The 13,250-nt window shown below is 70.3% G+C and carries 12 protein-coding genes; 4 read left to right on the top strand and 8 right to left on the bottom strand.

The annotated features are described in order from the left end of the window. The first annotated feature begins 1 nt into the window (after window position 1). Genes LQ757_RS08105 through LQ757_RS08095 form a run of 3 tightly spaced genes read left to right on the top strand, consistent with a single transcriptional unit; the run spans window position 2 to window position 1,499 of the window. Window positions 2–328 carry a non-heme iron oxygenase ferredoxin subunit gene (locus tag LQ757_RS08105; RefSeq protein WP_231046713.1) on the top strand — a complete coding sequence of 109 codons (327 nt, stop codon included), beginning with the start codon at window positions 2–4 and terminating at the stop codon, window positions 326–328. A gap of 47 nt (window positions 329–375) precedes the next feature. Next, window positions 376–1,149, top strand: a complete 774-nt coding sequence (gene sufC, locus LQ757_RS08100) for a Fe-S cluster assembly ATPase SufC (protein ID WP_231046712.1) — start codon at window positions 376–378, stop codon at window positions 1,147–1,149. Between the two features lie 20 nt (window positions 1,150–1,169). Beyond that, on the top strand, window positions 1,170–1,499 hold the full coding sequence (locus LQ757_RS08095) for a metal-sulfur cluster assembly factor (protein ID WP_231046711.1): 330 nt from the start codon (window positions 1,170–1,172) through the stop codon (window positions 1,497–1,499). 84 nt (window positions 1,500–1,583) lie between these two features. Here the strand turns inward: LQ757_RS08095 and LQ757_RS08090 are convergent, their stop codons facing one another. Beyond that, window positions 1,584–3,632: a M3 family metallopeptidase gene (locus tag LQ757_RS08090; protein ID WP_231046710.1), complete on the bottom strand. Its 2,049-nt coding sequence runs from the start codon at window positions 3,630–3,632 to the stop codon at window positions 1,584–1,586. A 54-nt stretch (window positions 3,633–3,686) separates the two neighbouring features. On the opposite strand from LQ757_RS08090, the gene LQ757_RS08085 reads away from it, so the two are divergent. After that, a complete protein-coding gene (locus tag LQ757_RS08085) occupies window positions 3,687–4,514 on the top strand; it encodes a methyltransferase domain-containing protein (RefSeq protein ID WP_231046709.1) in 828 nt (275 codons plus the stop codon). A 60-nt stretch (window positions 4,515–4,574) separates the two neighbouring features. Here the strand turns inward: LQ757_RS08085 and LQ757_RS08080 are convergent, their stop codons facing one another. From LQ757_RS08080 to LQ757_RS08050, 7 genes are all read right to left on the bottom strand, one after another. After that, window positions 4,575–4,799 carry a hypothetical protein gene (locus LQ757_RS08080; protein WP_231046708.1) on the bottom strand — a complete coding sequence of 75 codons (225 nt, stop codon included), beginning with the start codon at window positions 4,797–4,799 and terminating at the stop codon, window positions 4,575–4,577. Then, complete coding sequence (locus LQ757_RS08075) at window positions 4,799–5,245, bottom strand: GNAT family N-acetyltransferase (protein WP_231046707.1); 447 nt, start codon at window positions 5,243–5,245, stop codon at window positions 4,799–4,801. Before LQ757_RS08075 ends, LQ757_RS08080 begins: the two co-directional genes overlap by 1 nt. A gap of 18 nt (window positions 5,246–5,263) precedes the next feature. Beyond that, window positions 5,264–7,846, bottom strand: coding sequence for a valine--tRNA ligase (gene valS / locus LQ757_RS08070; protein ID WP_231046706.1), 2,583 nt, complete (start codon window positions 7,844–7,846; stop codon window positions 5,264–5,266). Between the two features lie 136 nt (window positions 7,847–7,982). Next, window positions 7,983–9,644 carry a dipeptide ABC transporter ATP-binding protein gene (locus LQ757_RS08065; protein WP_231046705.1) on the bottom strand — a complete coding sequence of 554 codons (1,662 nt, stop codon included), beginning with the start codon at window positions 9,642–9,644 and terminating at the stop codon, window positions 7,983–7,985. Then, window positions 9,641–10,522: an ABC transporter permease gene (locus LQ757_RS08060; protein WP_231046704.1), complete on the bottom strand. Its 882-nt coding sequence runs from the start codon at window positions 10,520–10,522 to the stop codon at window positions 9,641–9,643. Before LQ757_RS08060 ends, LQ757_RS08065 begins: the two co-directional genes overlap by 4 nt. Beyond that, window positions 10,519–11,409, bottom strand: a complete 891-nt coding sequence (locus tag LQ757_RS08055; protein ID WP_231047323.1) for an ABC transporter permease — start codon at window positions 11,407–11,409, stop codon at window positions 10,519–10,521. Before LQ757_RS08055 ends, LQ757_RS08060 begins: the two co-directional genes overlap by 4 nt. Window positions 11,410–11,477: 68 nt before the next feature. Continuing rightward, window positions 11,478–13,145, bottom strand: coding sequence for an ABC transporter substrate-binding protein (locus tag LQ757_RS08050; protein ID WP_231046703.1), 1,668 nt, complete (start codon window positions 13,143–13,145; stop codon window positions 11,478–11,480). Window positions 13,146–13,250 lie beyond the last annotated feature (105 nt).

The following is a 13,250-nucleotide window of genomic DNA, read 5'->3' as shown; positions in this document are numbered from 1 at the left end:
CATGGCGGCGGTTCGGGTGTGCGGGGTCGACGACCTCGCCGTGAACGAGGCGTCGCGAGTCGTCGTCGACGGCGTGCCCATCGCGCTCGTCAAAGACGCCGCGGGCGACATCTTCGCGATCGGCGACACCTGCACGCACGGCGACATCTCGCTCGCCGAGGGCTTCGTCGAGAACGACACCCTCGAGTGCTGGGCCCACGGCTCCATGTTCTCGCTGAAGACCGGCAAGCCGCTCACCCTCCCGGCCTACGAGCCGGTCCCCGTCTACCAGGTGCAGATCGAGGGCGGCGACGTCCTCATCGACCCCGCGGTCACGCTGACCGTCTGAAACATTCCGGCTCGCGCGGCCGACCAACGAAAGAGACCAACCAGAACATGTCTGTGCTCGAGATCAAGAACCTGCACGTCAACGTCGAGACCGACCAGGGCACCCGCGAGATCCTTCGCGGCGTCGACCTCGTCATCAACAAGGGCGAGATCCACGCGATCATGGGCCCGAACGGCTCCGGCAAGTCCACGCTCGCCTACACGATCGCCGGCCACCCGAAGTACACCGTCGTCCAGGGCGAGATCCTGCTCGACGGCGAGAACGTGCTCGAGATGACGGTCGACGAGCGTGCCCGGGCGGGCCTGTTCCTCGCCATGCAGTACCCGGTCGAGATCCCCGGCGTGACCGTCACGAACTTCCTCCGCACCGCGAAGACCGCGATCGACGGCACGGCGCCGTCGGTGCGCACGTGGGTGAAAGACGTGCGCGAGTCGATGACGAACCTGAAGATGGACAAGGCGTTCGCCGAGCGCAACGTCAACGAGGGATTCTCGGGCGGCGAGAAGAAGCGCAACGAGATCCTGCAGCTCGAGCTGCTGAAGCCGAACTTCGCGGTGCTCGACGAGACCGACTCGGGCCTCGACGTCGACGCGCTCAAGATCGTCTCCGAGGGCGTCAACCGGGCGATGGCGAACACCAGCCTCGGCGTGCTGCTGATCACGCACTACACGCGCATCCTGCGTTACATCAAGCCCGACTTCGTGCACGTGTTCGTCGCCGGTCGCATCGCCGAGCAGGGCGGCCCCGAGCTCGCCGACCGGCTCGAAGAAGAGGGCTACGACCGCTATCAGGTCGCGGAGTCCGCGGCCGCGGGCGAATAGGCCGCGGGTAGACTCGCAGCATGGTCACTTCACTCGCGCCCGAGCGCTTCGACGAGGTCACCGAGGCGCTGAAAGACGTCATGGACCCGGAGCTCGGCGTCAATGTCGTCGATCTCGGCCTCATCTACGACCTCGGCTGGGATGACGAGAACGACGCGCTGGTCATCCACATGACGCTCACGAGCGCCGGATGTCCCCTCACCGACGTGCTCGAAGAGCAGACCGCAGAGGCGCTCGACGGCGTCGTCGAGGCCTTCCGCATCAACTGGGTGTGGATGCCGCCGTGGGGGCCCGAGCGCATCACCGACGACGGTCGCGACATGATGCGTGCACTCGGCTTCGCCATCTAGTCTCACCGGACACGACCTCCGGCTTCCTCGAACGGAAGCCGAGGGTCGTTTCGTTTCCCGCCGAGCGGTCCGTCGATCGACACGCTAGACGAGACCGCGCCGCCTGAGCAGCGGCTCGATGGTCGGTTCTCGGCCGAGCAGTGAGCGCACGGATTGCCGCGGGTCGCGCGAACCGCCCGGCGCGAGGATCTCGGCGCGGAAGCGGTCGCCGTTCTCACGCGTCGCGCCGCCGTGCGCTTCGAACCACGCCATGATGTCGGCCCCGGCGACCTCGCTCCAGATGTACGAGTAGTAGCCCGCGTCGTAGCCGCCCGCGAAGATGTGCGCGAAGTAGGCGCTCGAGTAGCGCGGCGGGATGAGCGGATCGTCGAGGCCCGCCTCGGTGAGGGCGTCGCGCTCGAACCCGGCGACATCGGTCACGGCGGCCGCCTCGTCGGGGGACAGCCGATGCCACGCCTGGTCGAGCACGGCCGCGGCGAGGTACTCGGTGGTCGAGTACCCCTCGTTGAAGGTGTGCGACGCGAGCAGGCGGTAGACGACGTGCTGGGGCATCCGCTCACCGGTCTCATGGTGCGCCGCGTAGGCGCCGACGATCTCGGGGCGCAGCATCCACAGTTCGTTGACCTGGCTCGGCAGTTCGACGAAGTCGCGGAAGACGTTCGTGCCCGAGAACGTCGGATAGGCGACCCGGGCGAGCAGCCCGTGCACCGCGTGGCCGAACTCGTGGAACAGGGTCTCGGTCTCGTCGAACGTCAGCAGCGTGGGGTCACCCGGGGCCGGTTTCGGGACGTTGAGGTTGTTGACGACCACGGGCAGGGTGCCGTCGAGCGCCGACTGGTCGACGAGCGAGCTCATCCAGGCGCCGCCGCGCTTGGAATCGCGGGCGTACGGGTCGAGAAGGTACAGGCCGACCGTGGTGCCGTCGTGGTCGGCGACCTCGTACACGCGCGTGTCGGGGTGGTACCCGATGAGGTCGGTGCGCGCCGTGAACTCGATGCCGTAGAGCAGCGTCGCCGCCCGGAACACGCCGTCGACGAGCACCCGGTCGAACTCGAAGAACGGACGCATCGCCTGCAGGTCGACCTCGTGGACGTCAGACCGCACCCGCTCGGTGAGGTACATCCAGTCGGATGCCTCGACGCGGCGCTGCCCGTCGCGTGCGGCTCGGGCTTCGAGGGCGACGGCCTCTCGTCGTGCGTTCGCGCGCGCGGCTGGCGCAAGCCGGCCGAGCAGGTCGTCGACGGCTTCGGGGGAGCCGGCCGTCGAGTCCGCGGTGACGGCGGCCGCGTGACTGTCGACCCCGAGCAGCCGAGCACGTCGCGCTCGCGCCCGCACGAGCTCGAGGAGCGTCTCGCGGGTGTCGTGCGGGCCGCCGCCGGATCCTCGGGCGCGCGATGCGGCGAACAGGCGGTCGCGAACGCCGGGGTCATGGAGCGCGGCCAGCAGCGGCTGCACCGTGGGCAGTACGAGGGGGAACAGCCACCCCTCGAGCCGCCGCGACACGGCTGCCGCACGCGCCGCGCCGCGCTGCTGGTCGTCGAGACCTGAGAGCTCGGCTTCGTCGGCGATGTGGAGGGCGTTCGCATTCGTGTCGGCGAGGAGCCGCTGCTGGAACTCGGTCGTCAGGGCGGCGATCCGTTCGTTGAGTTCGGCGAGCTCGGCGCGACCCGTATCGTCGAGACCGGCGCCGGCCAGCATCGCGACGCGGTGGCGGCGTTCGAGCAGGTAGGCGGACTCGGCGTCGAGCGCGAGACGGTCGCCTTCCTCCAGAAGCGCCTCGAAGCGGGCGAAGAGACGCGGATCGAGGCGGATCGCATCGTGGTGGGCGGCGAGGCGCGGGGCGAACTCGGTCTCGAGGGCGTCGATCTCGGCGTCGGCGACGGCCGCGCTCGCGTTCTCGAACACCGGGAGCACGCGGCGCAGCAGGGCGCCCGATCGCTCGAGGGCGACGATCGTGTTGACGAACGTCGCCGGGGAGGGATCGCGCGTGATCGCGTCGACCTCGCGCCGCTGCTCGGCCATGCCGAGCTCGAGCGCCTCGCGGTAATGCTCGGGGCGGATGAGCGCGAACAGCGGAAGCCCGCACGGCAACGGGCTCGGCTCGAGCAGCGGGTTGCGCCGGTCGTCGGTCATTCGCCAACACTACTTCGGGCGCCACGCGAGGGCGTGGGAGCCTAGGCTCAGATCATGGACATCGAACGGCCCGAAGTCGCGCCACGTGACGCCTACACGCACGGCCACCACGAGAGCGTCCTGCGCATCCACTCGTGGCGCACCGTCGACAATTCCGCCGCGTACCTCGCACCCCACCTGCGCGAGGGCGCCAGGGTGCTCGACGTCGGAAGCGGGCCCGGCACGATCACCATCGACCTCGCCCGGCGGGTACGCCCGGGCAGCGTCATCGGCATCGACGCCTCGAGCGAAGTGGTCGATCGCGCCACCGGCCTCGCCCGCAGCGAGGGCGTCTCGAATGTCGACTTCCACGTCGGCGACGCATACGCACTCGACTTCGACGATGACACGTTCGACATCGTCCACGCGCACCAGGTGCTGCAGCACCTCGCCCGACCGGTCGACGCGATGCGCGAGTGGCGTCGCGTATTGAAGCCGGGCGGGCTTGTCGCGGCCCGCGACGTCGACTACGGCGGCGTGATCTGGAGCCCCGCATCGGTCGGGCTCAGCCGCTGGCTCGAGCTGTACCACGACGTGCACGAGTGGAACGGTGGAGACGCGCACGCCGGTCGCCACCTCAAGCAATGGGCCCGCGAAGCCGGATTCCACGATCTCGCGGTCGGCGGCAGCACCTGGGTGTTCTCGTCGGCGCTCGAACGTGAATGGTGGGGCGGCTCATGGGCCGAGCGCGCCACCGAGTCGAGGTTCGCCGCGCACGCGATCGAGTCCGGTCACTCGAATCCCGACGAGCTGCAGCGCGTCGCCGCAGCGTGGCGCGACTGGGCTGCCGACGACAACGGCTGGTTCCTCATGCCGCACGGCGAGATCCTCGGTCGCGCCTGATCGGACCCGCACCACGGTCGACGACGATCGCCGCACCCGTTCGCCCTCGGGTGCCGGTCGCTACCAGTCCTCGTCGCCGTCGAGCGCGTCGGCGATCACGTCGCTCACGACGGTGCCGTCGTCGAGTTCGGCGATCGGGCGCCCTTCGAGCCACGTGAGCGTCCAGTGCCGGCCGCTGCCGTCGCCGCCCGCGCGCTCCTCGGCCGCGGCGATCCGCGGACGCAGTTCTGCGGGCACCGAAGCCGGCGGCTCGTCGCCGAACGCCCACCGGGTTCCGAGCCGCATCAGGCGTCCATCTCGTAGGTGATCCAGCTCGTGCGACGGGCGATCGAGTCGTAGAGCTTCTGCGCCTCGGCGTTGTCGGCCGCCGTGATCCAGCGCACGCCGCCGGTGCCGTGCTCGGCGGCGCGGGCGTGCACGTACTCGATGAGCGCCCGGCCGGCGCCGTCGCCACGGTGTTCGGGGTCGACGAACAGGTCGTCGAGGTGGATCGCCCTCGTCGCGAGCAGCGAGTCGGGCACGACGCGGAAGTGGGCGAGGCCTATGGGCCGCCCCTCGTCGTCGATCGCGAGCACCGCATCGAGCGGGTCGTGCTCGTCGCGCAGCCAGGTCCACACGGTGAGCGCCTTGGCGTCGTCGAGCTCGGACTCGTAGAACCGGCAGTACGCCTCGAAGAGCGGCATCCAGCCGAAGAAGTCGTCGTCGGTGACGGGTCGGATCTCGTACGTCATGATTCCCCCTTGTTCTGCCTACTCCGACGGCGCTTCGAGGGCGACATCGCGAACCTCGAACGCCTCGCCCTCGACGAAGCCGAGCTCGGCGATGCGGCCCACCGCCCGCAGGTCGGCCGCCACGGAGTTCAGCAGCGCGATCGACGCCGCGGGCGCGACGATCGTCGCGCTGAGCACGGGCGTCTTCTGCGATGCCTTGGCATCGGTCTTGGCGCGGCGGATGCCGGTGAGGGCCAGGCTCGCGAGCTCGAGCAGCTCGCTGCCGGCCTCGCCGCGCGCGGTCAGGTCGTCGCCCGTCGGCCACGAGGCGAGGTGCACCGACGTGTCGTGCGACCACCGCCACGCCTCTTCGGTGGCGAACGGGATCACCGGCGCGAAGAGCCGCAGCATCACGTCGAGCGCGGTCTTCAGTGCCGCGACCGCCGAGGCCTGCTCGGAGCTCGGTGCGCCGTAGGCACGCTCCTTCACGAGCTCGAGGTAGTCGTCGCAGAAGGTCCAGAAGAAGGTCTCGCCCACCTCGAGCGCCCTGGCGTGGTCGTAGGCGTCGAATGCACGCGTGGCGCGATCGACCACCGAGGCGAGCTCGGCGAGCATGCTGCGATCGACCGGCACGGTGACGGGGGCATCGGCGCGTCCGTCGAAGGCGAGGATGAACTTCGCCGCGTTGAGCACCTTGATCGCAAGGCGGCGACCGATCTTCACCTGGGTCGGGTTCTGCGGATCGAACGCCGCGTCGGTGCCGAGGCGCGACGAGGCCGCCCAGTAGCGCACCGCGTCGGAGCCGTGCTGCTCGAGCAGCCCGGTGGGAGTGACGACGTTGCCCTTCGACTTCGACATCTTCTTGCGGTCGGGATCGACGATGAAGCCCGAGATCGCCGCGTTCGACCAGGGCTTCTCGCCGTGCTCGAGTTCGGCGCGCAGCACCGTCGAGAACAGCCAGGTGCGGATGATGTCCTGAGCCTGCGGGCGCATCGAGTAGGGGAACACGAGGTTCCAGAGTTCGGGATCGCGCTCCCAGCCGCCCGCGAGCTGCGGCGTGAGCGACGAGGTCGCCCACGTGTCCATGATGTCGTGCTCGCCGATGAAGCCGCCGGGCGCGCCGCGCTGGGCCTCGTCGAATCCGGGTGCGGGCGCCGACGACGGATCGACGGGCAGCAGGTCGCGCGTGGCGATGATGGGCTCGTCGAACTTCGGGTCGCCGGCGTCATCGAGCGGATACCACACCGGGATCGGCACGCCGAAGAAGCGCTGTCGCGAGATGAGCCAGTCACCCGAGAGTCCCTCGACCCAGTTCTCGTAGCGCACCCGCATGAAGTCGGGGTGCCAGTCGATGTCGCGCCCGTGCGAGATCAGCCGTTCACGAAGCTGATCGTCGCGCGCGCCGTTGCGGATGTACCACTGACGCGTCGAGACGATCTCGAGCGGCCGGTCGCCCTTCTCGTAGAACTTCACCGGGTGCGTGACGGCCTTGGGGTCGGCGAGCAGGTCGCCCGAGTCGCGCAGCTGCTGCACGACGGCCTGCTTCGCCGAGAAGGTCGTCTTGCCGGCGAGCTCGGCGTAGGCCGCACGTCCGGCCTCGGAGGTGATCGCCTGGGGGACCTCGGCGATGATGCGGCCGTCGAACCCGATGATCGCGCGGTTGGGCAGGTCGAGCTCACGCCACCACACGACGTCGGTGACGTCGCCGAACGTGCAGATCATCGCGATGCCCGTGCCCTTGTCCTTCTGGGCGAGGTGATGCGCGACCACCGGCACCTCGACGCCGAAGACGGGCGTGGTGACGGTCGTACCGAACAGCGGCTGGTAGCGCTCGTCGTCGGGGTGCGCGACGAGTGCCACGCACGCCGGGATCAGCTCGGGGCGGCTCGTCTCGATCTCGATGACGCCGCCGTCGGGGCGGTGGAACGACACGCGGTGATAGTGGCCCGTCTGCTCGCGGTCCTCGAGCTCGGCCTGTGCGACGGCCGTGCGGAACGTGACATCCCACAGCGTCGGCGCGAGCGCCTGGTAGGCCTCGCCGCGCTCGACGTTGCGGATGAAGGCGAGCTGCGAGGTGAAGAGCGCCTCGTCGGCGATGGTGCGGTAGGTCTGGGTCCAGTCGACCGACAGGCCGAGCATGCGGAAGAGCGCCTCGAAGTGCTGCTCGTCTTCGACCGTGAGGCGCTCGCACAGTTCGATGAAGTTGCGCCGACTGATCGGGATCTGGTCGGCCGCCTTCACGCTCTTGCCGTCGGCGCCCTCGAAGGGCGGGGTGAAGTCGGGGTCGTAGGGCAGGGTCGGGTCGCAGCGCACGCCGTAGTAGTTCTGCACGCGGCGCTCGGTGGGCAGGCCGTTGTCGTCCCAGCCCATCGGGTAGAAGACGTGCTTGCCGCGCATGCGCTGGAAGCGCGCGACGAGGTCGGTGTGCGTGAACGAGAACACGTGGCCGACGTGCAGCGAGCCCGACGCCGTGGGCGGGGGCGTGTCGATCGAGTAGATCTGCTCGCGACCGGCCGTGCCGCGGTCGAACCGGTAGGTGCCCTCGCGCTCCCACGTGCCCCCCCAGACCGATTCGAGGCCTTCGAGCGCGGGCTTGTCGGGAATGCGAGCGGTGTCGGTCATGATGCTCCGGTTCGATATCGGCGGCACCGAGTCAATCGGGAGGTGCCTGAATGTGCGACGATCCAGCCTACCGGAGCGCGCCGCCGTCACCGTAGCCCGCGGAATGGCGCGCCTTCCGCGACGCGGCTGCGATAGTTCAGGCGCGCGTGAGACGCGGCGCGTCGGCGACGAGCCGGGTGGTGTACGGGTGCTCGGGCTCGGCGAGGACCCGATCGGCGGCACCGGCCTCGACGATGCGGCCCGCCTGCATCACCGCGACGCGATCGGCCATGTGCGCCACGACCCCGAGGTCGTGCGAGATGAACAGCAGCGCGAGCCCGCGCTCGCGCTGCAGGTCGTCGAGCAGGTCGAGGATCTGCGCCTGGATGGTGACGTCGAGCGCCGAGACGGGCTCGTCGCAGATCAGGATCTCGGGCGACGCGGCGAGCGCGCGCGCGATCGCCACGCGCTGTCGTTGGCCGCCCGAGAGGGTGAGCGGTCGCCGGCGGGCGACGGATGCCTCGAGCCCGACCTGTTCGAGGAGCTCGGCGATCGCGTGGTCCGCGGTGCGCGGGTGGCGGCCGGGAGCACCGACGTTCCAAGCGTCGGCGAGGATCCGCCCGACGCTCCAGCGGGGATCGAAGGAGCTGAGCGGATCCTGGTAGATCGCCCCGATGCGGCGACGCGCGGGCCGCCGGGTTCGCTCATCGAGCCGCGACCACGGTGCGCCGTCGAGGGTCACCTCGCCGGTGTCGGGCGTCGTGAGCCCGAGCGCGAGGCGCGCGAGCGTCGTCTTGCCCGACCCCGACTCGCCGACGAGCCCCACGGTCTCGCCGCGGCGCACCTCGAGCGAGACGTCTTCGACGGCGGTGAAGCGGCCGCCCGGCACGGCGAAGGTCTTGCTCACGTGATCGATCGCGAGGAGCGGTGGCTCATTCGCGGCGATCGCCACGAGCGCCGGGGACCGCGACGCGGAGCGGTCGACCGCGATCGGGATCGGAGGTTCGGATCGCGCAAGGGGAACGCCTCGCGGGACCTCGCTCGGCACGGCGGCGATGAGCTGTCGCGTGTAGGGCTCCCGGGGGGCGCCGAGCACCTCGGCCGCAGTGCCGGACTCGATGATCTCGCCGGCGCGCATCACGAGGATCCGGTCGGCGAGGTGCCCGACGACGGCGAGGTCGTGGCTGATGAGCAGGATCCCGGTACCGCGCGACTGGATCTCACCGATGAGCGCGAGAATGCGCGCCTGCACGGTCGCATCGAGGGCCGTGGTGGGCTCGTCGGCGATGAGCAGCGGCGGGTCGAGCGCGATCGCCGCCGCGATGAGCGCGCGCTGTCGCAAGCCGCCCGACAGCTCGCCCGAACGTCGCCGGGCGGCGAAGTCGGGATCGGGCATGCCGACGGACGCGAGGAGTTCGTGCACGCGTGCGCGTCGCTCGGGCAGAGACATCCGTTCGTGGATGCGCAGGGGGTCGTCGATCTCGCGGCCCACCGGCCGGAGCGGATCGAGTGAGACGAGCGCGTCCTGCAGGATGAGCCCGACATCGCGTCCGCGTGCACGACGCCACTCGCGTTCGCCCGCGCCGCCGAGTTCGCGACCGCCGACGCGCAGCACGCTCGACTCCGTATGCGAGCCCCGACCGGCCATGCCGAGCAGCGCGCGCGCCGTCACCGACTTTCCCGACCCGGACTCGCCGACGATCGCGACGCACTCGCCCGCAGCGATCGAGAACGTTACGCCGCGCACGACCTCGGTGTCGCCGAATGCGACGCGCAGGTCGGCGACGTCGAGGAGCGGTCGGGTCGTCGGGCTGGTCACGCGTCACCCCGTCCACGGCGGGCGAGCGCGCGGCCCAGCACCGTCGTCGAGATCGTGGTGCCGACGATCATGAGGCCTGGGAACACTGTCATCCACCAGGCGACCGAGAGGTACGTGCGACCGGCCGCGAGCATCGCACCCCACTCGGCGGCGGGCGGCTGCGCACCGAGGCCGAGGTAGCTGAGCGCCGCCGCCCACACGATGGCCTGGCCGACGCCGAGCGTCGCGAGCACGAAGATCGGGATGAGTGCGTTCGGCAGCACATGTCGTGCGATGATGCGTCCGCGCGAGTGCCCGAGCACGCGGGCCGCCTCGACGTACTGCGACGAGCGGATGGCCACGAACTGCCCGCGGATGATGCGTGCGTATCCCGGCGCGGTCGAGAGCCCGACCGCGATCGTGGCTGTGACGGGCCCGGGCCCGTAGACGACGATCACGAGCAGCGCGAGCAGGAGCCCCGGGAACGCGAAGAGCACCTCGACGAGCCGGTTCACGCCGTAGTCGACGACGCGCCCGCCGAACCCGGCGAGCACGCCGAGCACGAGCCCGAACGCGAGGCCGATGAACGTCGCCGTCACGCCGATGAGCAACGACGTGCCCGTGCCGGCGACGACGCGGCTGTAGATGTCGCGCCCCGACTCGTCGGTGCCGAACCAGTGCGCGAGCGACGGCGAATCGAACGCCTCGCTCGGAGAGATCCGGTTCGGGTCCTGCGTCTCGAGAAGGCCCGGGACGACGGTCGCCGCGAGCAGGAACAGCACGAACGCCCCGGCGACGACGGTGCCCGCCCGCGGCAGGCGGGCGATCCGCGCACGCCTGCGGGGCGCGTGCGCGACCTCGGCGTCGATCGTCGTCTGGCGCAGTTCGAGCTCGCTCATCGGCCTGCCTCCTGCCGCAGCCTCGGGTCGGCGGTGCGCGAGGCGACATCCGTCAGCACGGTCATCACGACGTACACGAGCGCGATGAGCAGCACCACCCCGGTGACGACGGGGATGTCGCGCAGGGTGACCGCCTGCAGCAGCGTCCTGCCGAGACCCGGGATCGCGAAGATCGTCTCGACGACGACGGCTCCCGAGAGCAACCAGCCGAGCGCCCAGCCCGAGAGGCTGATGCCGGGCAGCGCCGCGTGGCGGATCGTGTGCCTCAGGCGCACGCCGACCGCGCTCTCGCCGCGTGCCCGCGCCGAGACCACGAACGGCTGCGTCATCGCGTCGAGCAGGCTCTCGCGCATCACCTGCGCGAGGAACCCGGCGAGCGGGATCGCGAGCGTCACGACGGGGAGCACGAGTCCCGACGCCGTGCCGGTCGCGACCGGCGGGAACCAACCGAGCCCGGTGCTGAAGATCGCGATGAGCACCGCGGCCAGCCAGAACTGGGGGAGTGCGGCGGCCGTCAGCTCCACGCCCTCGCCGATGGCCGTCGCGATGCGTCCGCGACCGGTCGACACGAGTGAGAGCGCCAACGCGAGCACCCACGCGAGCGCGAGTGAGAGCACCGCCAGCAGCAGCGTGCCGCCGATCTGCGCACCGAGCAGTTCGGCGACGGGGATCTTCAGCGCGTACGAGTCGCCGAGGTCGCCAGTGAGCAGGCGACCGAGCATCGCGAAGTACTGCAGGAGCAGCGGCTGGTCGAGCCCGTAGTCGCGCCGGACCTGGTCGAGCGCCTCCTGGGAGGCCTGCGAGCCCGGACCGCCGAGGATCGCCTGCGCGGGGTCGCCGGGGATCAGGCGGATGGCGAAGAACGTCAGCGTCGCCACCGCCCACATGACGAAGACGGCACCGCCGAGGAGGAGCACGAAGTGCCGCAGCGGCCGGTCGCCGCGACGCCCGCCGCTCAGTCGATGAGCCACGCGTCGGCGAAGCTCGGTGTCGAGACCGTCGGCAGGGCGCGCGCACCCTGAACGTTCGCGCTGAGCAGGAAGCTGTTCTGCTGGTCGTACAACGGCAGCAGGTAGTGTCCGCCGAGGATCAGCTGCTGCGCCTGCTCGTAGAGGGCCGCGCGCTCGGTCGGATCGCTCGTCGAAGCCGCACCGGTGAGGAGTGCGTCGACCTCGGGGTCGTCGAGCTGCGCGAGGTTCGCGAAGTACCCGCTCGGCGCGGGCGTGATGCTGTCGGAGTGGTACAGGATCCGCAGCACGTCGGGCCCGACCTTCGTGTACGGTGCGCTCACGATCTCGTACTCGTGCGCGAAGAGCGCGCCGTACCAGCTCGACAGGTCGAGCAGCGAGATCACCACGTCGAATCCGGCCTCCTTCGCCGTGGCCTGGACCTGCTCGAACAGCGACTGCTCGGCGGGGATCGACTGGTTGGTGCTCACGGGGAATCGGAGCGTCAGTCGTACGCCGTCCTTCATGCGCGTGCCGTCGCCGTCGCGCTCGGTCCAGCCCGCTTCGTCGAGGAGCGTGTTCGCCGCGTCGAGGTCGGACGCGAAGAGCGTCTCGTCGGCGTAGGCGAGCGGCTCGACCGACGAGAGCGGCGAGTACGAACGCTCGGCGGTGCCGAAGAAGAGCGAGTCGATGCCGTCGTTCACGGCGACGGCGCGGATGAACGCCTCACGGACGCGTTCGTCGTCGAACGGCGCCTGCCCGGAGTTCAGCTCGATGCGGTTCGAGGCGCCCGGTCGCGGTGCATCGATCCACGTGAAGGCGTCGTCGCCCTCGGCTGCGGCGATCGTGTCGGGCTGGGGGTTGTCGATCACGTCGACCTGCCCGCCCTGCAGTGCGGCGTAGCGCGTCGAAGAGTCGGGCACGAACCGCCACTCGATGCCCTCGAGATAGGCGGGGCCGGTGTGCGCGGCGTCGGCCGGGGCCGACGCGTAGTCGTCGTTGCGCACGAGCGACACGTGATCCTGCTTGACCCACTCGTCGACGATGAACGGGCCCGTGCCGACGGGCGCCTGGCAGTTCGCGTCCATGCCGCGGGCGATGCCGGCCGGCGATTGGATCGCCGTCCACGGCTGGGCGAGCGACTCCAGCAGGGCGCTGTCGGGCGCGCTCAGCACGAACCGGGCGACGCGATCGCTGACGACCTCGACCGACTCGACCTTGCCCATCGCGAGGTAGCCCGTCGACGACTGGGTCGCCGGGTCCTTCAGGTGCTCGACGTTGACCTTGACGGCCTCGGCATCGAGGGGGGTGCCATCGGTGAACTCGATGCCCTCGCGCAGCGTGAACTCCCAGGCGAGCTGGTCGACGGAGGGCTCCCACGACTCGGCGAGCCACGGGATGATCTCGCCCGACTCGTCGCGCGAGACGAGCGACTCGAGGAACTGCCCGGCGATGAGCGCCTGCGGGTAGTTGCCGCCGACGTGCGGGTCGAGGCAGGTCGGCTCGGCGTCGCCGCTCGCGTAGACGAGGGTGCCGCCTTCGACGGGATCGCCGGATGACTCGGGCTCGGCCGCTTGGCACCCGACGAGCGAGATCGTGGTGACGAGCGCGACGGCGCCGGCGAGGAAGCCGGACCTGCGCGTCGTCGAGGGGGCGGTCACGTGTGCAGCACGCATCGAGTTCCTTGCGACGAGGGGGAGTGGCAGTGGCATCCGCTCATTCGGAGCCCGGAATCATCCTGACACCGCGCAGAAGCTCGGACAAGCAAGTTGTTCTATTTC

This window comes from Agromyces cavernae (assembly GCF_021044935.1).
GTDB classification, from domain to species: Bacteria; Actinomycetota; Actinomycetes; order Actinomycetales; family Microbacteriaceae; genus Agromyces; species Agromyces cavernae.
The sequence above is the reverse complement of the archived record's forward strand: the minus strand, read 5'-3'. Positions and strand labels throughout refer to the sequence as shown.